Here is a 25,778-nt window from a genome sequence, read left to right as displayed (position 1 = left end):
GAGTATCCCTTCGTGTTCGTCATTGTGCGGGTGGTGCGCTGCACCCTTGATCGCCGCTAACGCTGCAATCGCTGTCCCATAGATCCTCATTGCCCGCGCCTGTTACGGGCTCATCGATCAGCGGCGGGAAGCCTTCCGCCACGAAATCGCGAAGCTCCACGATGGCGACGGGGAAGATCTGCCGCAACGCCACGGACGGATCTTCGGGGTTCAGCACGCGGTCGATGGCGTCGCGATTGTCTGCTAGGACCGGCGGGATCTCCGGTCTGGGCGGCGTTACGACCGCGCAGTTCGCCACATTTGCGATCAGACACCCGTTGGCTGTAGAGAGGGCCGCGAAGCTACCAATTTGACCGCCCGCGACGCCGTTAATCGACACGAGCGCAATGGCGTTCACACCCGTCACGAATGCACCAGCGCTATTCAAGAACCGTCCGTTGATGACGATCTCCGTGTTCGGTCCACCGCCCGTTATGGACAGGCTGTTGGCGGTAAATCCCCGGCGATCGGCATAGGCTGTGCCTACGCCGCTATTCTGGATGTAGATGCCTGACGCTGCAAGGCGGATCGCACCCGCGCGCAGGAACCCATCGTCATTCACATTGCCGTCGTTCTGCGCCAGCCGGGCATCGCGGGTGTCCAGCGGGACATTGACCCCGGTGATGCCATCGACCGCCGATCGTGTCGCGACGGCGATGCTGGGTGCTTCCATGATCAACACGCCGCCCAACGCCGTTCCGTTGCCACGCAGGTCGATGGATGCGGTATCGGTGAACACGTCCATGCCGTTCCCTGCTCGCAGCGTCAGCCCACCAGCCGTGCCAAGCCCCGTCAGACGTAGCGCGCCCACAACTTCCATCCGGCCTCGCGAGTCGATTGTCAGCACACCATTCGGCCCCAGATTGCCGTTGGTGCCCGATGTTAGCGTAAAGCTGCCGATGGTGGATTGCGCCTGCGGAAGGATCGCGATGTTCTGTGCGAACATCCATGTCATCTCGTCGCCGGACAGGCTGTACGCGCCCGCCTGATCGCCGCCGCCGATATAGTTGCGGCCCTGCCCGAAGGAGGCGGAGAGCGTGATGCTGCCGGTCGTGCCCTGCTGGCCCAGCCGCGCGCCGTTGCCGATCACGATATCGCCCGATGTGACGTTGATCGTCGACGCCGTTGTTTGCCCGGCAAATCGCGCCGTGCCCTGAGCGGTGATCTGCAACGCGCCCGCCGCCGTCACCGCGTTGCCAAAGCTGGCATCCGTATTGGCGCTAACGGCAATATTGCCGCCGGATGCCAGTTGCGCCACATCCACTGCGCCAGCCTGGCTGATGATTTCCATGGCGCCCGCTGATCTGATGAGCGATCCTGCGCCAACCCGTACATCGCCATTCGCGTGCAGCGTTACGGTATCGCCGAACAGGCTGTCGGCCGCAAGCGGATTGCTGTGGGCAACGGTGATCATGCTGTCACTGGTGACGTCAAGCGATCCTAGAGACCGGAACGATCCACCCCCGCTGAAGGAGAAGGAGATAGGCGCGCTGCTGGTCAGGGTGGCTGCGCCGACGCTGATCGGATTGGCATCGCTGCTGACGAAGATGCCGGAGCAATTGCATGATGCGTCGCCAAATGTCTCCGCCGTAAGTGCGCCGTTGACGACTAGCCCGCCGCCAGCGGCTGTGGACGTGTCGGTAATGTCGACGCGTCCGGCTGTTGGCCCAAATCCGGAGGTCGATCCGCTGGGGAATATGCCGTTCGCCTGCATCGTCACCTCGGCCAGCGTGCGTTGCGCGCCCTGAGCAAAGCTTCCTGTGCCGCCGTTCGATAGCTGCGCGATACCGCCTATGCCGCTGCCGCTGAGACCAGCAGCGGATGGCGCGGGTGGGAACGAGGGCGTGGCGGGGCCATTGCCGCCTGCACCGCCGAGGCCACCCGTACCGTTCGCCAGGATCGATATGGCGGGCAGATCAAAGTCGCCGTCGGTAGCCTCGAACCGGGCAAGCCCACCTGTGCCGTCGCCACCGGTCCCACCGACACCGCCGGCCGAACCGGTGCCGTCGCCGCCAATGCCTCCTGCGCCGCCGGTGCCGAGTGCCGATAGCGTATAGCTGCTGCCGCCGTTCGTGCGCACTTGGGCCGCTTCGATCGTGAAGCGGGCGTCACCTGCTATTGCCGCGCCACCATTGCCGCCTGCTCCGCCAGTAGCGCCTGCAATTCCGGCGCCGCCGTCTCCTCCCGTGGCGTCGGCAAGGAGGCTGAAGGATGATCCCAGCGTCGTTTGACTGTTGCCCGTCGCGACGAACCGTGCACGGCCGCCTGTTGCCGTGCCGCCGTTCGCACCCGCTGTGCCTGCATTCAGGCCGAGCCTCGCGCCGCCGCCAAAAGCTCTAGCAGTTGCACTGAACGCGTCGAAGCGTGTCACTGTGCCTGCGCCATCCACGGTTGCCGCCGCAGTCCCGCCTACCGCATTCCCGCCGATGCCACCCAAGCCGACAGGTCCACCGGTAAGGGCGCTGGCATAGGCATCGGCATTGAGGTTCAGCGATGCGAAAGTCGCAGAGCCGGACGCGGGAAGGGCGGTTCCGACGAAGCCGAAGAAATCGGCGCTTGCGGTGCCACCCTGCGCATTCCTTGAGCCGGAGGCTGATGCGTCGAGGGACATGGTGTTCAGGGTAATGGCACCGCCCTCGCTCTGGAACTGCGCCAGCCCGCCGACAGCGTCGCCGCCCAGCCCGACAAGTCCGCCATCCGAGGCGCCACCGCCGCTGACGCCTGCAAGCGCCCCAGCGAAGATCTCGACGGTGCCGTCAGCCCCATCGATCACGGTTGCATTCTGGACGACGAACTGCGCAGTGCCGCCCGTGGCACTGCCGCCATTGCCGCCGTCGCCGCCATTCCCGGCAATAGTGCTGGGTGTGCCGATCCGGCCAGTGCCGCCAAGCCCGCCAGACGCGACGATCGTGCTCTGGCCCAGGGTATATTGTGCGTTGTCGGCGACGAGGATGCCCGCCGTGCCGCCGAAAGCAGCGCCGCCGCTGCCGCCGGTCAGGCCGTCGCCGCTCGTCGTGCCGCTGTCGCCGCCATCGCCGCCCAGGGCATAGCTGCTGACGCGGGCGAAATTTGTTTGCACCTGCGTATTGCCGCCGGTGATGATGAGGCCCGCTTCGCCAGCAGTGGAAATGCCGCCGTCGCCGCCGCGGCCCGTTGCTCCATTGCCGCCTGCGCCGGAAAAGGCATCGGCAGTCACTTCCAAGTTGGAAACGGTCAGCGAGCCGAAATTGACGGCCAACTCCGCGCCCATACCGTTCGCGCCTCCGAAGGCCGCGCCGCCATTGCCGCCCGTCCCGCCGTTGCCGCCAACGGTGCCGATGCTGTTCGCGCTCACCTGAAGAAAGCTGAAGGTGGGGTCCACATCAATCCGCATGCTCGCGCGGCCGCCGGTGCCCGATCCGCCCGCGCCGCCTGCGCCGATGCCGAATGCATAGATCGGGTCGTCGAATTGGTCGTAGCCGACGATCTCCTTTGCATCTCCTGCAACGCCGCCCCGGCCACCTGCGCTGACGCCGATGCCGGTGATATTGTGGCCTTCGCTGGCAAATGTGAACTGTGCCGCGCCGCCGAAGCCATTGCCCGCCGCGCCGCCCGCACCATCGCTGCCGTTGCGTCCGCCGTTACCGCCGGTGCCGGTGGCCGAAATCACCAGAACAGGCGTGTTGAGCGCGCCACCCGCGAGCAGGAAGTCCGCCGTGCCGCCGGTCCCGCTGCCGCCCATTCCAGCGCGGTAGAGGCCGCTACCATCGACCTCGGTCGTGCCGCCGGCGCCGCCCGCTCCGTCTGCCGAAACGGTAAGGCCTACAAGCCCTTGCGGGGTCGTTATGCCCCGTACGTTGACGGTGGCGCTGCTGCCCGTGTCCATGACGAACTGCGCCGTGCCGCCCACGCCGTCAAAGCCGTCCGCTGCGTCGGCCTGGAAATTGTTTCGGGCGCTGCCGCCGGTCCCGGTGGCCTGGACTGTGAGCGTGTCGACGCTCAGGGTTCCGGCAGCCGCTGTGAACCGGGCCGTCCCGCCGCGCCCCGTACCTGATATAGCCGGGATGGTATCGTCGAAGGACACGCCTTCGGCCTGACCGCCGGTGCCGTTGGCGCTTATGAAGAGGGTGCCGATCGTCGCATTTGCACCTGCAAGCTGGACATCGACAGTGCCGCCAGCCCCTTCGCCTGCCACGAACGGCGTTCCGGTGCCGAAGCTTGCGCCGGCGTCTGCGCCCGTGCCGTCGGCCGCAAGGGTTATGGCGTTTGCGGTGAAGGTGCCGCCCTCCAGAGCGAGGGTTACGCTGCCGCCCTGGCCGCCGCTGGCGTCGCCATTGCTGAGGTTCGACGATTCACCCTGAAGTTGAGGCGTCGCCGACGCGCTGGCGGAGAAATCCCCAAGCGACAGGGTGCCGTTGTTCAGTGCGCCACGACGGCTCTCGATCGATATCGACCCGCCGATTCCGGTGCTTGCCAGTTGCGAGGAGTTGCCGCCGCGACCTTCGGCGGAAAGCGACAGGCCGTTGACCGCCAGATCGGCATCGCTGGCATAGGCAAGGATCGTCCCGCCGATGCCGCTTGAGCTACCGCCGCCGCCTATGGCGCTGACGTTGATGGCGCAGGCGAAGTTGATACAGTCGGTGATCGACAGATTGCCGCGCAAACCGTTCGAATTACTGGCAGCCAGCGTCACGTTGCCGCCGGTGGCCGAACCGCTGAAGGTGCCGCCGCCGCCTTCCGCCCCGGCATAGACATTGAGGCCCGCCATCGTGAACGTGCCGCCGAGCGCACCGATCAGAGCCGTGCCGCCAAATGCGTTGTTGCTGACATTCCCGCCCGAACCGAACGAACGGTTGCTGGCGATGCCTGCCGACTGGATGGTCAAATCCTGCGTAATGCTGATCGCGCCGCCATTCCGTGCCTGGACCCGGATCGGCGCTGCGCGCGTGACGCCTGCAACATCATTGCCGCCAAAATTATAAGCCATGCCATAGAGCGATACCGACTGCGCGATGTTGAGCGCCGCTGTGCCGGTGACGTCCACGGAGATGCCGGTCGTTCCCGGAATGACGCTGCCCGCCGTGCCCTGTCCCAATCGGGAAAAGCCCGCCGTGGCGCTCACGTCGCCGTAAAACAAGGCCCAGTTATGCGTGCCGCTGCTCAAGTTGACGATGATGTTGCCGCTAGTGGCATTGCCTGCCTTGCCCGAGGTGGCGGAGCCGCCCGTCGCTGAGGCTGTGGCCCGCACTTCGCCGAGGTTCAGCGCTCCGCCGGTGCCGCTGAAGGTGATCGTGCCGCCTGCCGCATTCCCGCCATCGGTCGGCAATGTCTGGGCGTTGAATATCGAATTTCCCAACGCGTTAATGGTCGTGGTCGCGAAAGTCATCTGACCGCCATTCGAGACGGTCAGTCCTACATTGCCGCCCGTCGCATTACCGGAACGGGTCGTATCCATCGCAGCGTTGCCGCTCGTGTCTACAACGAGCGTGCCGGCGCTGATCGTGCCGCCATTTGCAGTGAAGGAGACAGGTCCGCCGGTCGCGTCGAGGAAATCATCGTTGCCGGACCCCTCGGTATTCACGTTGAGCGCGCCAACTACGCTGATCTCGCCGGGTGATGGCGTAACCGTGACGCCGTTCGCCGCTAGAGTGACGCTGCCGCCCGTCGCACCGATGCCCGCACGCAGGTTCAGGTCGCCCAGCGCCGTGATGCTCGCGCCAGCGGCGGCGGTCATTGCGATGCTGTTGCCCGCGTTGATCGAACTGGTCCTGTCGAATTGCAGCGTGGCGGTCGGCGCGATCGTGGCGTCGTCAAGTGCGTTCAGCGATAGCGCCGAGCGGATATTGCCGGAGCCAAGTGTAATGCTCGCTGCGCCAGTAGCGGTTGTCGGGGGCAGGAGATCGACGTTGCCGCTGACGGCATTATTTTGGATGCTGTAGCCCGCCGACAGGACCACGGCGCTGCTGTCCTGCGTAACGCCGACCGCGCTTTGATAGCCGATTGTGCCTGACAGTAGCATGGTGAGCGCATTGTTCTTCGGCACCGCCACCATGTAGATGTTCTGGCGGTCGGAGAAGGTGAGGGGGGCTGGGCCGGTAGTCGTGCCGGTATGGTTTACACCCTGGCTGTCGGTCGTGCCTGCCGTGATATCTATATCGAACAAGCCGTTGTTGATGCGGATATCGGCTTGCTCTGCCCCAACATACGCCGTCGAGCCATTGACGGTGACAGTGCCGCCCTGAACCACGCGTGGTGCGACCAGCGCGACATAGCTATTGGCCGCAGTGCCGTTGATCTGCGCGCCGGAATTGATTGTCACTCTTGACAGACTGCCAGGCGCGCCACGGAACCGGATCGTGTTCCCGGTCCCGAACAAGCCGCCGGTCACGTCGACCTGATTGCTCGTCATCATCAGGCTGCCGACGTTGAAGACGGCCGTTGATCCCACCACAAAGCCGCCGGGGCTGTAGAACCACACCGCGCCGCCGGGCGTGCCGTTGATCTGGCTCGTGATCTGGCCGCTCAAGTCGACGATGCGGTTCGGGTTGCTCGAATTGATGCGGTTGAGGACGGTGTAGTCGGTGAGAGTGGACGAGACGCCCGTCTGGAACGTGACGCTGTTGGCTTCCGGCAGGAAGCCGATTGGCCCCGTGTTGTTGCCGTTGTCGAAGGGTTGCCAGTCAATGATGGTTTCCCGGTCGAAGACGGAGATCGTGTCGGTCGTGCCGCTTCGGAAAACGCTGGGGCCGCCGCCGCCCGTCAGTCCTACCGAAGAGGTGACATTGCCCTGGAACCCGCCCCCAATCTGTGCCTGCAAAGGCAATATGGCGGCAACCGTACCCATGACCACGGCCATGGCGCAGGTGCAGAGAAGGCGTTGGGGTAGTTTGCGCATTATCGCCTCCAGGGCAGAAGCAGGGCGGTGACGGACATCAGCACGCGCACGTCGCTGCGCTCCGTCTCGAACGTCGTTTTCTTGAGCGGGACGGCGACGGTAAGATCGAAGCGCGCCCGGTTGCCGAACGCGCCGCGCACACCGCCGCCCGCCGAGTAGAGCCGCTGCGGATCGATGCCGTCGAAGGCCCTGTCCTTGTTCCAGATCCACGCTGCGTCGAAGAAGGCGAACGGCTGTAACGCCAGATCCCTGACGCTACGGGGCATGGCGCTGCCGACGCGCACTTCGGACGCGAAGCCGACGCCGCTGTCGCCGATCAGCGCACCGGGATCATAGCCGCGACCGACCGTGTAATTGCCTGCGCTCATTTCCTCGTAAGACAGCAGCGCGTTGGGCGAATATTGGACGCGGGGCGACAAAGTGAACGCGATCTTCGGCATCGGGCGATATTCGCCATATCCGCTGACGCGGACCGCGAAGCCACTGGGGTCCGCTTCCACCCGGCCGAGCGGGACACGCGGGGCGCGGCAGTCGACGCCCAGCGCTCCGCACGGCTTGCTCGCGCCGAGTGCGTCCACACCCTGCCGGACTTCCAGCGATCCGCCGATCCGCCATTTCGGTTCCGCCGAGGAATAGCCGATGGTGCTTGTCAGGCTCGCCGCGTCGATAGCGTCGGCGTCGATCCGCGCATAGATGACCCGCAGCCGATCGCGATTGAGCGGCGTGCCCGCGAACTCGACGTCCTGGTTTACTACGTCCAGCCCCAGGGAACCGAGCAGATTGCGCGACTGCCGCCGCACCAGCGGATAGCTCAAGGACAGGCTGGCGATCAGCGTTTCGGATTCGAGCGTGCGATTGACGATGTCAGGCTTGGTCCAGGCATAAGTAAAGTCGCCCGACAGCCGCAGCCCGTCACTGCCAAGTCCCATGCTGTGCCCGACCTGAAGCACCGTCTGCTCGCTGGTCTGCGCCGTCGAGAAGATGCTGAACACCGTGCTGTCGGCTAGGCCGGTGATGTCATTGAGCTGCAATCGGGCCAGCGCGCCGAATCGCCCGACACTCTTCGATCCCATGTTCTGGATGTTGACGTCGACCTGCACCTGCCGCCGCGTTACCTGCACCTGCCCCACGACTTCGCCCGGTACGCCGGAGCCGGAAGGCTTCAGCGCCAGCCGCACGTCATAGCCCGGCATGTCGCGCGCCAGCAGCAGATGCCGCTCCGCTTCATGGACGTTGAACACCGGCTGGCTGGTCAGCGCGTTCATGTGCGCCGCGATCATCTTTTCGCCGTTTCCCGCATCACCGCGGACTTCGACGCCGACGAGCTTGGCCATCAATACGTCGAGAACGACGGTGCCGCCTTTCTCGATCCGTTGTGGCGGCACCTGCACGGCGGCGAGATAGCCCCTAGCGCGCAGTGCCGTCGCGGCGCGATCACGCACTTCACACACGGTGGCGATGGGCACGTCACGACCGGCGAATTCCGCCCAGCTATCACGCAGGGTGGCGGGGTCGACGGCGGACAGGTTATCGAACCGAACATCCGTGAAGTTCACCGTCACCTTGGCGTATTGCGGATCGGCAAGCGGGCAGGGCGCGCGCTCCACGCCGCCCTCGATTGTCAGGCGCGATGGCCCCGGCGTCTGTGTCGTCGGCAGCGTGCCCCGTTCGATCTCCTCACGCGTTGGCGCGCCGCTGGCGGTTCCCGGCGGTGGCGTGGTCTGCGCCATCGCAACGCCCGGAACGATATTCAAAGGAGACAGCGCAGATGCCGCGATCAATGCCAGCAGGCATGAACCGGATCGCTCTGCACGTATTCTTGGCCCCATTACGATCACACCCCCGAGGCTCCCCGGCGACCCCCTGTCGCCGTCCGGATGCCTTCTGCACACGCGAAGCCGAGCGATCGACACACCGCTCCAGCCTTTTCATTTATGCGACCGTGAAGGGACTCGGCGCCGCTCTATCGGCGGCGCTCCTGAGCGCGATGACCTAACAGTCCGCCGTTATGCTGACAAGCATCCCATGCGACGAATACCTAGATACTTGCCGCTAGTCATGGCGCGTCTGGAGTGGGGTCAGGCAGCGCTACTGTTTCGGTGAGAAGCGAGAGTTGCGCGTCGCATTTCTTGGCGATCAGCGTGGACGCCATGGTTTCAAGCCCCCCTGCGGCACTACCCATGACCGCAAAGCCGATTTCCACTGGCTTTGCGAGTCCCGACCAGTTCAGGCGGTACGTCGCGCCTTCTGACACCGGCAGAGCGGCAGGCCAGGCTGCGACGGCTTCCCCAGCAGCAAAGCTGACCGGCGCGCTCGCGCCACCCTTGGCGGGGGCGATGGTCAGCGTAATCCCGCTGCCGATGTCGGGCCGCCATAGCTGCACGTTGGCGGGATCGGGCACGCATGCGGTCGAGGGCTGACTGATGTCGACGTACCAGAGGTTTGGGCTGCGCGGCGGGGGTGCATCCTCGGCGATCCCGCCGCGTACCGCTCCGGTTCTGGCGCGGCGCACGCGCTTGGTTTCCAGCAGCGAGGCAAGCGTGTTGCGGCTGTCCGTGCCGGACGAGGCATTGGCTGTCAGGCCGAAGGTGCCCGGTCCGCGCAGGGTCCGCGTGCCGCGTCCGTCGAGCAGCGTGACCACATCGCCCGCCTTCAGCGACACCATGCCGCTGTCGGCCAGCTTCTTACCCGGAGGATAGCCCTTCGCCGAAGGTCCCGATGCGCGCACGACGATGGTTTCGGCCCCGGCGGGAGCGGCAGCCGCACCCAGTGCGAGTATCATGGCGATCCCCAGTGACCCAGTCTTACCCCAGAACATATGCGTCTCCATTCCCGGATTGTTCGATACGAAATAACAGATGCGCCAGCGCGGTGTCCTCCGGATGGCGCATCATCAGCGCCACCAGATCGGCCCGAGCCGCCTCGTGATCTTCCTCTAGCCGACTCAGGATTTTGGTTAAGTGATCGCGATCACTGGCCGGAAAATCGGGGACGGGTTCGAATATCTCCACGGGCGTCGCCCGGCCGCGCAGGACGATCCGACCCATCGGTCGCCACCAGTCGAGGCCGGATCGCTCCATCGCCTCGCGGCTCGCCATGACGCTCGCTTGCAGCGACTTGTTCGCCGCCTCCAGCCGTGCGGCGGTGTTCATGCTGTCGCCCAGCGCGGTATACTGGATACGTCCCTCGCCGCCGAAGTTGCCGACAATCGCCTCGCCGTAATGAAGGCCGACGCGAGTCTTGCCAATCGGCGGCACGCCTTCGGGTACGTTGGTGCGGAAGGCTTCCCCTGCCTGCCACATGGCGTAGGCAGCCTTGGCGGCGTTGGTGCCATCGTCGGGTCGCGATATCGGCGCGCCCCAGAATGCCACCACGGCGTCACCGACGAACTTGTCGATCGTCCCGCCATGCGCCAGCACCACGTCCGACAGACTGTCGAGATAGCGGTTGAGAAGCTGCGCCACCATCTCCGGCGCGATTGCGTGAGAGAGCTTGGTGAAGCCCTCCAGATCGGTGAACACCACGAAGATCGAGCGCTTTTCACCGTGGAGCGCCAGCTTCTCCGGTTCCGCCAGTATCTGATTGGCGATGTCGCGGGGCAAATATTTACCTAACGCCGATTGGGCGAACCGGCGCTGTTCGGACCCCACTGCGCGCGCCGCCGATCCGACGGCGGCAAAGGCCAGCACCCAGCCTACCACCCATCCGATGGCAGGCACGCCCTGCGTATCCCATCCGCCATGCTGGAACCAGAAGGGCAGGCCGCCGAACAGCACCGCTTGGGCAACCAGATAAGGCGCAAGGGCAAACCACCGCAATTCGGCGAGGCTGGTGAAAACCGCCGCCAATATCGCCAACAAAGCGATGATCCACAGCAGCCATCCAGGAACCCGCGGTAGTGCCGCTCCGTCTAGCGACTGCGCCAGCATCGTCGCGTGGACTTCCAGCCCGATCATCGATCGGTTGGTGGCGTTGCGGATCGGCGTTTCGAACTGGTCATTATCGACGATATCGCCGCCGATCATCACGTGCCGCCCCCGGATCTGATCGGCGAACGCCGCGCCTACGGCAGGGTCGGTGAACAGGTCGATGGGAAAGGACGCAAAAACGGGCCGGTCGGGGTTGGCGGGCAGGCGATAGCGGATACTGCCGGCATAGCGTGCAAAGGCGGAGGAAGGGGCCATCGCCTGCACCAGTATCGGCGGCAGGGAAGCGAGTTGCGCGGGCCAGCTTCGCATCACATTGTCCGGGTCCGCTTCCAGCCGGATGCTCGCGGGCCGCATGGCATTGGTGCGTACTCGCTTCACGAAGCCGTCGAGAAACTGTTGCTGATCGTAGATGATCTGCTCGGCATTGCTGTCGGTACCGGCATAACCCAGCCAGGTCGGCGTCTTCATCGCGCGCATCGCGGCAACGAGTTCGGGGTCTTCGTCCTGCGGCTGGTCGATCAGGATATCGATGCCGATCGATTTCGGCCCCAGCGCGTCGAGCGTGCGCAGCGCCCGTGCCAAAGTCGCGCGGTCGAGCGGCGAGCGCTTTTTCGTCGCGATCAGCGTCTCGTCATTATAAACGACCAGCACGATGCGAGGGTCTTGATCGACACGCGGCGCGAACAGCGAGACGCGCTGATCGTAGAGCGCCCGTTCCGCATCACCGACAACTGGCACATAATCCCAGCTAAACCGCGCGCACAGTAACGCCGCCAGCAGCACGACCGCAGTAGAGATTAGCCGCCACTGGCCCGCATCCTTGACGATCCGCGCCACCCGGCGCAGCCACGATCTGGCACCTTTGGAGGCTTCTGCCACGGCGTCTCAGCGTTGCGCCATAGCCGCAGGCGCGGCCAGCGGACGCGCGCCATCGCCGATGATCGCAAAACCCGACCAATAGAAGGGATGGGAGGTGTCGGCATCATCCATCAAAGCCACTTCGGCGGTACGCAGCGCCTCCGCCATGCCCATTCCGCGCGGTGCGGAGAAGAGGCCATTTATCAGCCGCTCCGTCGCCTTGAACTCTTCCGGCGCGGGCCAGTGGCTCGCGATGACCGATCGTCCGCCCGCACCGATGAAGGCGCGCACCAGCCCGTCGAGCGCACCGCCGCCGCCGCTCAGGCCCGCCGACTGCGTGGCTTCGCGGCTCGCCTTGCCCGCCGTGTCGCAGGCCGATAGGATCACTACGTCGGCGTCGAGTTTCAAGTCGAAGATTTCGCCGAATTGTAGCAGGCCGTCCGACTTCGCGCTATTGCCGAAGCTGGTCAGCAGGGCAGGGCGGGCAGGGCATTGCGCACGCGGGGCCGTTACCAGCCCGTGCGTTGCGAAATGCAGGATGCGGAAGTCGTTGAGATTGCCCTGCGCCATGATTGCGTCGTCGGTGAATGCCGGGCCTGTCAGCACTTCCGACCCCTGCAACCCGATCCGCTTCGCGGCTTCGCGCAACTCGGTGGCGGGGATCGGTCGGTTCCACTCGGCGGCGGGCCAGTTGCAGTTGATGCCCTGCTCACCGGTCGTGCCGCGTGTCAGCGCCGCCTTGCGCAAGGCGGACACGGGCGCGTTCTCGCCAAAGCCGATATAATCGCGGGCGGCCGCCGACGCAGGCGCATTGCGCGCATCGCGGAAGGCTCTCGCCGACAGCGCCGTGCTGATGCTGTGCGTCCGTCCCAGCCAGTCGATTCCCCGGAAATCGAATTCGCTGTCGGGCTTCGCCGCGACGTGCTTCTCATATGCATCAACGCCGGGCTGGCTGGCGATCAGCAGATTGACCGGCAATTGCAGCATCGCCCCGTCTGGCTCGAAGATAAGATGCTTAGCCGATGCCAGCCGATCCTGCACCGGGCCGAACAAATCGAGATACAGGCTCCGCGCCAGCGTCACGTCGAGGGGGTAGGTCGCCTGCACGCCATTGACGGTCGTGGAGATCGTCTCGCGGATCGCCGCAACCTTCTCCTGCAACGCTGCCGCACCGATGGCCGACCGATAGCCGGTCGCGCCCTGCCCATCGATCCAGACTGCGTAGAGCGCGTCGCCCAATTGCGCCATCTTCACATAGGCTTCGCCGGGCTTCAGCGCCGCCTGCATGTCGCCAAGCGTAAGCACGTCTTTCGCCACGGCGCGATATTGCGGATAGGCGGCCAGCGCCGCCAGCGTCGTTGCCTGCTGCTCGCCCAACGCGGCGATGTCGCGCTTCTGTGCCTCGATCTGTGCAGCGGTCGCCGCGTCGCCGGGCTTGCCGGGCGACAACTGCGCGAGCGTGATCCGCGCCCGCTCCACATCGCGCGAGAGCGACACCGACTGCCGGAACAGCCGTGCCGCATCGCCCGTGCCCGCCGACAATTCGCGCGTCAGAACTTCCAACGTGTCGGCCGCGCCCGGCCGCACCAGGGTCTGCGTTGCGAGGAACAGGTCGGCGGTCAATTCGGGCCGCGTCGGTATCTGCTGCGCCAGCAAGGCGAACCAAGGCTGCAACTGATTGGAAAGCCCTGTCAGCGCGTTGCGGTTCTCTGTCGTCGACGCAATGATCCGCCGGTACAACGTAATCGCGTTATCCGTCCGCCCGCGCCGCACGAGAAACGCGCCTAGCCTCGCTCGCGCGCCGTTCAGCGCCACTGTCTCGGGATATTGCGCCGCAAGCAGCGTTACCGCCTGATTGAGCAGCGCCTCGGCCTGACCGAAATTCCCTTCCGCTTCGTAGGTAAGCGCGATCTCCGCCAGCAATTGCGCACGCAGTCGGGTGATCGACGTCACTCGGCCGTCGCGAATCGCCATCGCATCGGTGAGCGCCTCATTCAGCGTCACGCGCGCCAGTTCCGGCTTGCCCGTCAGCCGCTGCAATGTGCCGCGCAACTGCTGAGTCTGCGCGTCGATGATCGCTCCGCGTTCCTGCGGCGTCAGCTTCGCCGACTGCGCCGTGCCGAGTGCCTGGCTTGTCGGGATGCCGCTGTTGATTTCTGCCGATACTTCCGGGCTAAGCGATACGCCGTTCGCATCGTCCACTACTTGTCCGGCAAGCGGTGACAACGGCTGATCGAGCAGCACCAGCGCGCCGGCGTAATTACGCTGGTTGAGCCGGTGCATAGCCTCGAAATTTCGGCGCAGGCTCAATTGCAGGCGGTCGCCCGTGGGGATGCGGTGTGCCTGCGCGAAGAGGGCGTCGGCTTGTGTAAATTCGCCCATGTTGGACAATTGCAGCGCGCGGTTGATGATATACTCATGTGCACGCGCCGCCCGCTCCGGCGCACTCAACTTCGCCGCGTCCGGCGTATTGGCCAGCCGGTCCTCCAGGCTGTCGAAGAACTCGGCGGCTTCCGCATAATTGCCGGAATTGTTGCGGCGATACCCTTCTGCGAGCACAGTCTGCGGGTCGAGGCTGGCGGCCTGCAATCGCGCAAAAGCGGCGACATCCTCACTGCCGAGCGTCGCTATCTCCACCTTGCCGTCGACGATCCGGTCGGCAACGATCGTGCGGAGCGCGAGATCCAGGGCGCTGGCGTAGCTCGTGAAGCCCTGCGCGACGTAGGTCGTCTTGCCCTTGGTCACGCGCGTAATGCTATACGCCGCGCCGTTTCCCGCGATCCGGCAATTGCGCACCAGCACCGGCCCGATGTCGGGAAGCGTCGCGCCGCCTTCATCGCCGCATGACAGCTCTGCACCGCGCGACTTTGCCAACCTGTCGAGCAACGCCGCGTCGCTATCGCCAGCGGCCAGCCGCAACGCATAGAGCCGCCCCACTGGCTGCGCCGAGTCGCGGCACGCGACGGTCCAGGCGCGATCGAACATGCCGTTGCCGGTGGGATCGCTGCTCCGGCTTTGCGCCTGGCACAAGGCACCGCCACCACCGCTGCCGATACGGAAGCTATCCATCAGGCTGGGCCGGCCCGCCGGCCCACTCGCCTGCGCGCTTAGCCCTGCGGGCAGGGCCAGCGTCAGTGCGGCCCCCGCCGCCAAAGAATATCGAAACCCCCGCACCGCAAATCTCCCTAACTTCCGCCAGACATGATCTGCGAAAGGCCCGTGAAGCGACGCCGTCTTTTATTAATTGGCGCGGTAATAGCGTTGCTTTGCCGCCCGCTGCAAGGTGAAACACGTAAGGTTTTACCCCGAAGGTACACAGGAGACGAGATGCGGCGGCGAGAACAAGTTCCGGTCATGGTGTATTCATGACGCGCCACCTATATAGTCGCATCATATCCGTCCGTTCGGAAAGGCGTAGACATGCGTATCATCCCTACTCTCATGCTGACTTCGGCACTGTTGGCGGCAGGTGTTCCCGCTCAGGCGAAACCCAGCGAAAGCGGCGAGCAGAAGCTGGCCAAGGCACTGGAAGGACGGGTTGCGGGCAAGCCCGTCAACTGCATCAATCTGCGGGACATCCGCTCCAGCCGCATCATCGATCGCACTGCGATCATCTATGAAACCACGAACAACACCTTATATGTAAACCGGCCGTCCGGCGCGAACTTCCTTGATTCCAGCGCGGCGCTTGTGACGCGCACTTCCATCTCGCAGTTGTGCAATGTGGATATCGTGCGGCTCTATGACACGACTGCACGGATGGAACGCGGTTCGGTGAGTCTGGGGGATTTCGTGCCTTACCGTAAGGTTAAGCCGGCCAGCGGGGGCTGATTAGGCCTTGATGTCGTGAGTCTGCCTTAAAAATGTGCGCCATACTGACGCATTTACCTTGCGGCGCACAAAAAGGGCTGGACTTCCATCGTTCGGCGAACACATTGGGCGTATGGATACGAACCGGACATTATTCGAAGCCATTGCCCTGCAGAAATGTGTGCAGGCGACATACAACCGGATGGTTGTGACGCTTGCGCCGCATATCCTTTACACGCGCCATGATGAGCTTCATCTGGATGCCGTGACGGTCGCTCGGGACGGCATTCCACCGCGCGAACTGAAGCTGGGCACATTCAAACTCACAGGTCTGAAAGATGTTGCGATTACCGAGCGCAGCTTCGATCCTATGCCGCAATATGAGCCAGGCGATACGAAATATGAGGGCGCAACGGTTTTTGCGGTCGAACTGACTTAGCTTAGCCTGATGAACCGGCAAGCGGCACCTGGTCGCTGACGATCCGCGCCACCGCAAGATCATTCGTTACATTGCCGAGCGTCCGGAAAAGATCAGGCACCGTCTCCACTGCCAGCAGCAGCGGTAACGCTTCGATCGGTACGCCCATCGCGATGCATACCGGGCCTATGGTGGCAAAGAAGGATACCTGCGCGGGAAGTCCCACCGCCGCTAAACTCACGGGCACGGCGATGAGTGCGCCGATCGCCAGCACCGGCAGCGACAACGTAATGCCATGAAGATGCGCAAGATAAATGGCGACGGCTACATTCGCCGCGGCGCTCGAGGCGCGAAAGATCGAAACGGCGAGGGGCAGCACGACGCCGGCTGAGGCTTTCTCGATCCCCAGCCTCCCCGTTGCGTCGATCATCACTGGCAAGGTGGCGAGCGACGACTGCGTGCTGATCGCCACAGTCTGCGCGGGGGCGACTGCGCGCATGAAGCGGAACAGGGACATGCGGCCCGCAATGACGGCGGCACAATAAGCCATCACAGTAGCGACAAGGCACGCGGCGACTACGATGGCGATGTACTGCAACAGCGTGCCTGCGGCACTTGCGCCCATTCGCGCCGCCGCCGAATAGGCGAGCGCCACTATTCCAAGCGGCGCGATCCACAGCACCCATCCGACGATCACCAGCATCGCCTGCACCACAGCGTCGAAGAAGGCGATGATGGCTTCGCTAAGGCGCGCTTCTATCCGCGACGCTGCAAGCCCGAACAGCAGGGCGAAGATGACGAGCGGCACCATCGCCGTGTCCGCCGCAGCCTTGATCGGGTTGGTGGGGATGATGCCCCGGAACCACTCGCTCGCCGCTGCGATTTTTGGGACCTCTCCCGGTATCGCCGTCAGGGAGGCGGTCTCTCTCACCGGCCAAAGCGCAAGCAGCCCGGTTGCCGTCACTGCTGCCAGCGCGCATGCAACTGTGAGAAGGATCGCGAACCAGAGCAAAGACCGAACCGCAATATTGCTGGAGGACGCACTTCCCGCGGCGCCCGCGATGCCAGTGACGAGCAGTCCGAAAACGAGCGGCACGACGGTCATCGTCAAAGCATCAAGCCATAGCTGTCCGACCGGCTGTGCGACTGCCAAGGTGGGGCCCAACACATTCGGACCCATCGCATTTGCCGCTATTCCGAAGGTCAGCCCGATGACGAGCGCGACGAACATCCGCAGCGGTGCATTCCGCACAATCAACGCTGGTTCCCGCTCGCTGTCGTCACCCTAATCGATCAACGACCGGCCCAAAGCGCTGCCCGATATCGCTCAAAGCACCGCGCGCCGCACATCAATCGCATCAGCGCACCTTCGGCCATCGCCGTGGCACGACGCGGATCTTCCGCCACCAGCGGCCGCAATGCCTCGCGGTTCCAATCTTCGCTGTGCTTCACATCGAGCACCGCGTGAAGATCGAAATAGCGGCGTTGCTTGTCGGTAAGGCCAATGCGGCGCAGTCCCTTTGCGACCATCGCCGAACGACCCGGCGCCGTAAGTTCGATGACGCCGAGTGCACCAACCGAATGCCATGCATAACGACGGCTGGTCGCCATCGCCGTCATTGCATTAGCCAACGCCAGACTTTCCCACACGGTGTTCTCGATCACCGGATTTACGGCCAGCGTTTCGACAAGCGCGTCCAGCATAGGTCCGTGCATACCCTTCGCATTGCCGCGGCCCATCTCATCCCAATAGTTGCGTGCCAGTTCCAGCTTCGCCTGCACTGGCAGTTTCACCTGCGTATAGGCGACCAGATCGTCAAACCCTGCCTCGCCAGCGGCTTCCTGCTCGAAGAACCAACGCAGTTCGTCGCGCGTCGCTTCCTCCGCCAGCCATGGGAACAGGGCATCACCCTGACCGGGGCCGACTTGCTTCAGGTTCTCGAACCATTCGACGAAGCCGTCAGGATCGGTCGGCACCTGCGCGGCTTCATAGGCAATTTCGCCGCGCATTTCTTCGACGAAGCCGCCTTCCAGCCGCAACATACGCGTGTCGCGCTCCAACGTATCCGACCAGTCCTGCTCCGGAAACTGCGGCGCCAGCCGTTCCCTGTTCCACCGCGCAAGACCTCGCTGGAAACTGTCGGTCAGGAATTGCGACGCCTGTCGTCGCGAATCGAAATTGATATTGGTCGCCATGGTTCTGCCTGTTCTAGGTTATGACGACACAACGAGCAGGCAGTCGCTCAGGTTCCTTATATTGGGATCGATGGCGGGCTAACCACCAAGATCAGAAGGCGGCCGTGACGTTGAACGAGCCATAGCGGGTCCAGCGTTCCGGCGGCGCATTGGGGGCATCGCGCAGGAATCTGCCCTTTGCGAGGAGCACGCCGCTAAATTCGAAACGCAGGTGCTCCGGCCGCAGCCAATATCGAAAACGCCCCTCGATCTGGTGCCCGGCAAAGTCGCCCGATCGTCCGCTGGCGTCCCGGACCCCGGTCGTCGAAAAGCTGTCTTCATCGGCCGCGAGCCACATCGCCCGATAAACTGCGAACCAGTCGGTCCGCTTGTTCGGGGTCATCTCCAACCGCACGCCGGGAGTCATGATGTTGGTGCGCCCAACGGCATTATAGAGACCCGCAGGCGCAAGATCGGCGCGCCGCATACCATATAGCGTGTCGAAGCGGCCATAACGCCCGCCCGGCTTGTCGCCGCTCGCCCGGTCGAATTCGGCCGAAAGGCGAGGTTTCCAGGCTCCGGCAAAGCTGTAGCCAATGTCGGCGTGGATGAAAGTGGCGCCGACCTTCTGCCGCGGGGCGTTCGCCAACTGGCTGCGGCTTATCCCGCCGGTCTGAAATATTGCCTCAACTTCATAGTCGACTTTGCCCGCGGCCGGTTCGGCGATCAGCCGGGCGGCAAAGGTATCCAGCGACCGGTCGCGCGTCGGACGGCCCGGCGCATCGCGTTCTTCCAGATGGAAGTATGAACCCTCCGCCATGGTCCTCCCGAACGCCCCGGCCTTACTGACGACGCCGCCCCATAGTTGCAGGTCGAAATTCTCCCGGTCGAAATGAACCTTATTGTCTCGCAGAGAGGCGGGATCGTCGGGAAGCCGGACTTGCGGCAAGGTGTAGATCAGCGTCCCCTTGAGGCCGCGTGCGGCGAAATCTGCACGCAAGCCGGTATAGCCGCTTGTCGTGTTGCGATAATCGTCCGCCGCGACAAGTCGCCTGGAACCCAGATTCAGAGTGAAGCGCCCCGCCATCAGCGACAGTTTCGTGCCCTTGCCGAGCGCATCAGGAAGATCAGCCGCAACATACGCCTGCACCAGTTCCAAGGCGTTGACTTCATTAGTGCTGATCGGTGTGCCCGGATCGGCGCCATAAGCGCGACTGTCGAACAGTTCCGCGCCGATGCGGATCGGCTTGGCATCATATTCCGCCAGTATCTGCGTCCTTATGTTGGTCAGCGTATCTTCGCTGTCGAAACCGGCGCGTGGCTGGCCATCGATCGCCTCGTAGCGAACGCGGACGCTGCCGCTCAGTTTGAAGCGGTCGGCAGCTTCCTGCGCTCCGGCATGAGCGGGCAGGGCAAGGATCGGGAGAGCAAGGCAGGCAAATCGAACAGACACGGCGCGTCCTTTTCAAAAATGGACGCGATTCTTGGGCACCTGCCTGAAGGGGAGATCGCGGTCCCCGGCGCGCATAAACAAAAGTGAAGGGCTGAAGTCAATTGGCTGATGAAGGTCTCGCCGTCATTCGCGACTGCCGAAGCGGAAGGTCAGCGCGCAGGCTTGCCATCATGTTCGGACGTCATAGCCAGTGTTAGCGCATAATCGGCGCAGGCATCCTCATGGGCTTCGCTCACTTCCAGCCGGTCATGCCAGCACAGCGTGCAACTGTCGGTCGGCAGCGGCTCCTCGTTGCCGCAATTCGAGCATCGTGCGTAGGGCCTCATACTGCCTGCCTCGGACCGACGAGCGGCACCCGATGCGTCGCTCGCGGATTTCTACTTATCATCTCCGCGCCGCGCGGCCTATCAGGTAGTTTACTTGGCAGTGCGCGAAACGGCGCGCTGCTTGAATATGCTGCTCTCCAGCCAACGGGGTCGCGCGGGATCATCAGCGATGGTGCGCGCCAGCATCGCGACATAGTGGTCGAGCTTGACGGCTTCGTCCCGCAGCACACCGGGCTGGTTCAGGTCGTCGCTTGGCGCGTGATAGCGGTTTGCGCGCCAGTCATGCTCGATCCTGAATGCATCACTGCCCGGCGGAAAACCGAATTTGAAAGCCAGCGCCGGTATGCCTTCGCGCACAAAGCTGTACTGGTCCGTGCGCACGAAACTGTTGCGGTTGGGCAGCGGGTCCGCGATCAGTGTCAGGCCAAGTCCTGCCGCAACCGACCGCGCCTGGTCGCCCAACGTGCTTTCATGGTCGCCCTGCACGAGCACGCTCGTGAGTGGCCACAAGGGCAGTGGCATGTCGAAATTGAGGTTGGCTACGATCGATTGGCGCGGAACGGTCGGCCGCTTGGCGAAGTAGCCTGAGCCAAGCAGGCCCTTTTCCTCTGCCGTGACGATCACAAACAGGAAGGAGCGCTTTGGCCTTGGCCCTGCCTTCAGCTCCGTCGCGATGTCCAGCACCGACGCGACGCCTGACGCATCGTCCATCGCGCCGTTGTAGATTGCGTCGCCGTTGATCGGGGCGCCTACGCCGATATGGTCCAGATGCGCGGAAACGACGACATATTCGTGTCGCAAAGCCGGATCACTGCCTTCCAGCCTGGCGACCAAATTGGGCGAGCTGAGTTGACGGCGCTTCGCGCTGATATGCGCCTTCAGACGATAGGGAAGGGCGAAGCCAGGGATCGGTCGTGATGCGTCGGATGCAGCCGCGAGTTCATCGAAGCGGTGACCGGACCCCTCGAACAACCGATTGCTCGCGTCCGGATCGAAGCTTGCGCTGAGAAACCCGTCGGGAACATCCCGCAACGCGCCATCGGCAAGGTACATGCCCGCCTGCGTCGTCAACAGCTTCTGGCGCTCCCAAGGGATCTCGATCTGCTTGGGCGGCGTCAGGGTAATGATGCCGACGGCGCCTGCCTTGCCGAGCAAAGTAGCGCGCTCCGCACGATTGCTCGCCTTGACCGGGCCGGGAATGGACGCCGGGCCGCCCGCGATGACGACAGCGATTTTGCCCTTCAGGTCTACGCCAGCGAAATCGTCATGCCCCTGATCGGGTAGATGCAGTCCGTAGCCGATGAACACCAGCGGCGCGTCGATCGTCTCCGGCCGCGGCCCTCCGCCTGCCGAAACCAGCATGTCGATGCCGAGCGCGACGGACGCGGCAGTGCCGTTGGCATCGACAAGCTGCGCGCTCGAGCCGGCATAGTCGATGCGCTGCTCTTCCAGCGCCACGTCCTGCCGGAACCCGTCCTCGGTGCCTGCTGGCTGCAGCCCGATCGCCTTGAAGCGCGACTCCACGAAGTCGGCGGCCAGCAGATATCCGGGCGACCCAGGCTGACGACCTTCGGTCTTGTCATCGGCTATCGTGGCAATGTCTGCCCACCAGCGATCACCGCGCGACAGCGGTTGCGCGACTGCCGCCGTAGTGAGTGGCAGGATGATGAGCGCGGGGAGAACTCTGTGCATCGGCAGAAATGTATCGGAAGTGAAGTCGGAGGTCTATTGGCGGAAAAAAGCAGCAATTTCGTTGTACTTATCCGCCGTAGCTCGGAGGTGTTCTGCTAAAGGAATAAAAAGCCCCGGCAGATCGTGCGATCTCCGGGGCTTTTCATGGTGGGCGTGGCAAGGATTGAACTTGCGACCCCTGCGATGTCAACACAGGGGATAGGCTGGAAACGCAGAGAATGCGGGACGACTAGGCGGGAATGTAATGCCATTTGTCCGTGAACAGATCGAGAATACAGCTGAGTTTCACCGGAGTTACACCGGACCGATATTCCTTCCGCGTCCGGCGTTGAAAAGTGGCGGCATGCGAGATTTGCAGGCATGCCTTGGTCATGGAGATTACATGGTGGCGAAAGCCAACAGCGTGAGATAGGATGGTCCTACCGTGAGTTGCGAAGGTTCAGGACGTTAGAAGGCGGCATGTTAAAAAGGCTTTGGATCTGGATGACCGCGCGGCGGAATCCATGCACCCACCTCAGCGGTGATGACATGTGCGACAGCTGTGCAGCGGCTTGGGCGCATAGCTAAAACGCTGAATTCTTACTTGACCGACTCGCATGATGTTCTCCAAATGTTCTCATTTTGGAGGAGCCAATGGAAAACATCGAAGAGATTAGGAATGCTGTAGCCGAGGCGCTCGAGGAGCGCGGCTTTAGCAACACGCACTTTTTAGGTGAAATACGCAGCGGCGAGCGCGACGACGGTCCTTTCATGACCGGAGCGATAGCTTGGAATCGGCGGCTTATGCAGAAGGGTAGGGTGCGATGAAATGTCGCGCTACCGGGATGGCCTACGAGTAGCTACGAACATTTTCGAAGCTGCGGCATGGCACTACACTCTTAAGCCAGTCTGCGGCACCTGCGGCCATCATGCTTTATTTGATCCCCACGGTCTTTGGTGGCTTTTCGAGCGTAAGCGGTGGGACGATCGGCTTACGCTGGCCGCAAAGCGATTTCGTTGCATCCCATGTCTTGAGAAGCGGGGACAGCGGGTGCGGCGAGCATCGCTCTATCTAGTGAAGGACGCACCGACAACTTTGCTACCGCTCCCTGATGAACGGGAGTGGAAGCGAGCATTGAGCAGGTTCAGATCATGAAGCGGCGTCGCATCTGTACCGCCAACGCCGAGAAGCACTGGTAGAGAAGTTCGCTGCAGAAATGTGGGAGACCCAACGGTCGGCCGACGGTGAATGGACGCCCTGGGAGATGGCGGGGCCGTATTGGCATCGGTTGATGCGCCAGTTCGCCGAGGTGACGATCGCAGTCCTCGAAATCGAAGGTTGAACACTCGCTTCTTGCAAGCAAAAGGAGATCGCTCTTTCAGGTTGGGGGGTGCGCGGGAAACTTCTTACCTTCCCTACATTGGCGGAAAACAGCCATTTTCGGCCTTACCTTTTTCTTACCTCCACCTTACCAAGTAAGGAGCCTCTCATCTTATAAATTCAATTACAAAAACATAATGAAATCAATGAGGTAAGGAAACAGGGCGATTGATGTAAGACGAGGTAAGGACTGTCGTCTTACAAAGTTCTCTTTATACATCAGTATCTTATGCATCCTTTCTCGCGGATGTAAGGTAGGTAAGACGTTTCCCTCTTTGGGGGTTGGTCCGAAGCGAATATCCATGAATACAGAACCGAGCTTTCAGAAAGTGGCCGAGCCGCATCTGAGTGCGTCAGACGGCGAGGTACTATTCCGCCTCCGCAAGGCGCAGGGCATCTAGGTTGCGTCATCGTTGCGAGTTGCGTCTTTTTCGACCCGAAAAGAGTGCGGGCGAGGGGGGGAGCAGAGCGCCGCGCGCGACCGTCGGTTCCACCGACGCGCTGGTGGACGCCAGCACAGTGAATTTATTGATCGTTAACCTCGGATTAGGTTGATGATAATGTTGGTTTATTCACCGTCATCATGCGATGTCAGTGCGGTAGAGGCACTTATGGTGCTCTGTCGTCAAAGGCTGGCGGCACGAGATCTAGGGGGAATATGCAGTCACATCAGCACCGCTATATACTACGCCGCGCGATCGTGACGTTGTCGGCTTGCGGGCTGAGCTCTTGCGGCGTCATCTCGAGTGGCCGTTGTCCTAACGGCACACCTGAGAAGATCGACGTCCAATTCGTAGCGCAAGCCAATGCGACTCAATGGCTTCAACAAACGACCGCCCGCCCGAATAAATCCGATGTTGCTCAATTGGTGTCAACCGGATGTTGCACACTAACTCATGCTGGCAGACCTAATAGCTATAGGCGGGTCTTTACGTCACAACGTAAACGAGTGGCATACACCTTCGTAGCGCTGGCTCCATATGACAAGCGCTTTGAAAAGGGCAACCCCCACAACCTCCGTTACAAGACGATCGCTGAGATAAATCATTGTGGAGAGATGGTGAGCAAGTTGTCCGAAACGGTCAGGATTGGAGAATAAAATGGTGGAAGCTGTGACGATAGAAAATATGCTTAACCTGTACCTTCACGGTGTAATGGACAAGCCAGCTTTGCCTGACGATCGGTTAAGATATGTGCCACCCGGCGTAGTGAGTGAAATTACTGTGGCTGTGAATGCATCGAGCTATATGAGCACGGTCGGTCGCTTTGCAAAACTTGCCGATGCGCAAGTCATACACGAGTTTTTTGATGGGGATATCGCGCGTCAGGGCATAACTGACGCAAATGGCACCACGAGAATTACTTTGGGCGAACTTTTGCAAACAGACATTCAAAAGAAGTCTGCAACTTTCGTAGTCAGCCACTATAGTACAGATCAAACTTCCGGTGATTTCGCTGAGCGGGCGTTCATATGGGGTGAAACATCTTTTAAGTTGGGTGAGCAAACTACCTTAGTCTGGGATAGCGCTGGCAATCTCTCAGTAGAAGACGGGGTGGTGCTTCCTTTTGACGACAATTTTGACTTTCATACTTTAGATGAAAGCGAATTTATTCAGCCAATCAACGAACTATTTAAACTGACTTTCGATCCGTATAATATTGGACAAAAAGTAAATATAATTTTTACGGATAGCGATAAGCAAGTCTTGAAGGATGGTGCAATTGGCAATGTGTACACCCAAAATGATTATGCATCCTATGCTCAGCCCGATTATATTTATGCTACCACTGCGGCACTCATAGCGGCGGGCGCGGGCGCCTTCGCGGGGATTGTGAACGGCGCAGCCGATATGATAAACGATATCATCCAATCTGGAGCTGTGGATTACACCTTTGAAGGTAAAGATATAATCTATGGTTCGTCATTCGGAGAATTTACAAATTACGATAGCCATATCGGCATACTCACTGGAGCAAACCCGTATGTAAATGGTGCATATATAGTGGCGGGCGCAGGCAATGACACTGTTAATGGCGGTGAGCAGGCTGATGTTCTAAATGGCGGCGATGGCGACGACTTCTTGTTCGGAGGTGATGGCGCGGATGAATTGATCGGCGGTGACGGCAACGATGATCTATTCGGTGATGGTGGGGACGATATATTCGACGGTGGATCCGGGACGAACTACATATATGGTGGCGAAGGCGCTGATCTTATCATTTCGGGAGGTGGCGAAGTGTATGGCGATGGCGGCGACGACACAATTTCTGTCACGGACGTTATATATGTGGATAGCGGCAGCGGCGATGATATAGTTTCTGTTCGAGCTGGAAATCAGATTTTTACGGGCCAAGGAAACGATCGACTGGATGTGTACGGAAGCGTCTGGACAGAGCAATACTTCATCGACATGGGTGAAGGAAACGACACGGCCGATTTAAATGACGCTGGCTTTTTTTACTTTTACTTCGGCCCAGACGGTGGAAATGACACGATTATATTTAACCCCAATAATACGGGGTCAATCGGCGCTTATATTGAAACGCAGCAAACTTATATTGGGGCAGATATCTACATAAAAGATGAAACCGGTGAGCTGCTAGACTCCGATCCCGATGGATCGATGTGGGAAGTCGAGGTCAATATCAAATTGAATTTCGATAATGGATCGACTTTGGTAAAAAATGTAGATGCATTGGTTAGTACATTTGCGAGTAGCTCCATTTCGGACCTTTCTATAAGAAGCGCATTTATAAATCAGATAGAGGTGAGTAATGTTTTTCCCGATTTCTATGATGATCCAACGGTAACTTGGCACATCATATAGTATCCTGTTCGGTACA

General features: G+C 61.8%; 15 protein-coding genes. 5 read left to right on the top strand and 10 right to left on the bottom strand.

Going from position 1 to position 25,778, the window contains the following annotated elements; translation table 11 throughout:
• Positions 1–19: 19 nt before the first annotated feature.
• From C1T17_RS16600 to C1T17_RS16580, 5 genes are all read right to left on the bottom strand, one after another.
• The gene (locus tag C1T17_RS16600; RefSeq protein WP_145959025.1) at positions 20–6,913 is read right to left on the bottom strand and encodes a hypothetical protein; all 6,894 of its coding nucleotides are present in this window, start codon (positions 6,911–6,913) and stop codon (positions 20–22) included.
• A complete protein-coding gene (locus C1T17_RS16595; RefSeq protein WP_223262656.1) occupies positions 6,913–8,667 on the bottom strand; it encodes a ShlB/FhaC/HecB family hemolysin secretion/activation protein in 1,755 nt (584 codons plus the stop codon). The genes C1T17_RS16600 and C1T17_RS16595 overlap by 1 nt, the downstream gene beginning before the upstream one ends.
• Before the next feature lie 302 nt (positions 8,668–8,969).
• On the bottom strand, positions 8,970–9,731 hold the full coding sequence (locus C1T17_RS16590; protein ID WP_223262655.1) for a hypothetical protein: 762 nt from the start codon (positions 9,729–9,731) through the stop codon (positions 8,970–8,972).
• The gene (locus C1T17_RS16585; RefSeq protein WP_189338388.1) at positions 9,718–11,721 is read right to left on the bottom strand and encodes an adenylate/guanylate cyclase domain-containing protein; all 2,004 of its coding nucleotides are present in this window, start codon (positions 11,719–11,721) and stop codon (positions 9,718–9,720) included. The genes C1T17_RS16590 and C1T17_RS16585 overlap by 14 nt, the downstream gene beginning before the upstream one ends.
• A 6-nt stretch (positions 11,722–11,727) precedes the next feature.
• Positions 11,728–14,874: a CHAT domain-containing protein gene (locus C1T17_RS16580; protein WP_317617058.1), complete on the bottom strand. Its 3,147-nt coding sequence runs from the start codon at positions 14,872–14,874 to the stop codon at positions 11,728–11,730.
• A gap of 246 nt (positions 14,875–15,120) precedes the next feature.
• Here C1T17_RS16580 and C1T17_RS16575 point away from each other — a divergent pair, with 246 nt between their 5' ends.
• The gene (locus C1T17_RS16575) at positions 15,121–15,531 is read left to right on the top strand and encodes a hypothetical protein (protein WP_189338387.1); all 411 of its coding nucleotides are present in this window, start codon (positions 15,121–15,123) and stop codon (positions 15,529–15,531) included.
• Between the two features lie 112 nt (positions 15,532–15,643).
• Complete coding sequence (locus tag C1T17_RS16570) at positions 15,644–15,949, top strand: hypothetical protein (RefSeq protein WP_104954390.1); 306 nt, start codon at positions 15,644–15,646, stop codon at positions 15,947–15,949.
• A gap of 1 nt (position 15,950) precedes the next feature.
• On the opposite strand, the gene C1T17_RS16565 is transcribed toward C1T17_RS16570, so the two are convergent.
• The 5 genes from C1T17_RS16565 to C1T17_RS16550 form a co-directional block, all read right to left on the bottom strand.
• Positions 15,951–17,180 carry a dicarboxylate/amino acid:cation symporter gene (locus tag C1T17_RS16565; protein ID WP_223262951.1) on the bottom strand — a complete coding sequence of 410 codons (1,230 nt, stop codon included), beginning with the start codon at positions 17,178–17,180 and terminating at the stop codon, positions 15,951–15,953.
• Positions 17,181–17,221: 41 nt separating this feature from the next.
• A complete protein-coding gene (locus tag C1T17_RS16560; protein WP_104954389.1) occupies positions 17,222–18,124 on the bottom strand; it encodes an iron-containing redox enzyme family protein in 903 nt (300 codons plus the stop codon).
• Between the two features lie 91 nt (positions 18,125–18,215).
• Positions 18,216–19,556 (bottom strand): alginate export family protein, encoded by a 1,341-nt coding sequence (locus C1T17_RS16555; protein ID WP_223262654.1) that lies wholly within the window; start codon positions 19,554–19,556, stop codon positions 18,216–18,218.
• 149 nt (positions 19,557–19,705) lie between these two features.
• Entirely contained in the window at positions 19,706–19,882 is a 177-nt protein-coding gene (locus C1T17_RS21405; RefSeq protein ID WP_189338386.1) for a hypothetical protein, read from the bottom strand.
• A 90-nt stretch (positions 19,883–19,972) separates the two neighbouring features.
• Positions 19,973–21,574, bottom strand: a complete 1,602-nt coding sequence (locus C1T17_RS16550) for a M28 family metallopeptidase (RefSeq protein WP_104954388.1) — start codon at positions 21,572–21,574, stop codon at positions 19,973–19,975.
• Between the two features lie 633 nt (positions 21,575–22,207).
• Here C1T17_RS16550 and C1T17_RS21400 point away from each other — a divergent pair.
• From C1T17_RS21400 to C1T17_RS21060, 3 genes are all read left to right on the top strand, one after another.
• On the top strand, positions 22,208–22,381 hold the full coding sequence (locus tag C1T17_RS21400) for a hypothetical protein (RefSeq protein ID WP_189338385.1): 174 nt from the start codon (positions 22,208–22,210) through the stop codon (positions 22,379–22,381).
• A 389-nt stretch (positions 22,382–22,770) separates the two neighbouring features.
• The gene (locus C1T17_RS21930) at positions 22,771–22,896 is read left to right on the top strand and encodes a hypothetical protein (protein WP_262982709.1); all 126 of its coding nucleotides are present in this window, start codon (positions 22,771–22,773) and stop codon (positions 22,894–22,896) included.
• 1,138 nt (positions 22,897–24,034) lie between these two features.
• Positions 24,035–25,762 (top strand): calcium-binding protein, encoded by a 1,728-nt coding sequence (locus C1T17_RS21060; RefSeq protein ID WP_145959024.1) that lies wholly within the window; start codon positions 24,035–24,037, stop codon positions 25,760–25,762.
• Positions 25,763–25,778 lie beyond the last annotated feature (16 nt).

This window comes from Sphingobium sp. SCG-1 (assembly GCF_002953135.1).
Taxonomy (GTDB): domain Bacteria; phylum Pseudomonadota; class Alphaproteobacteria; order Sphingomonadales; family Sphingomonadaceae; genus Sphingobium.
The sequence above is the reverse complement of the archived record's forward strand: the minus strand, read 5'-3'. Positions and strand labels throughout refer to the sequence as shown.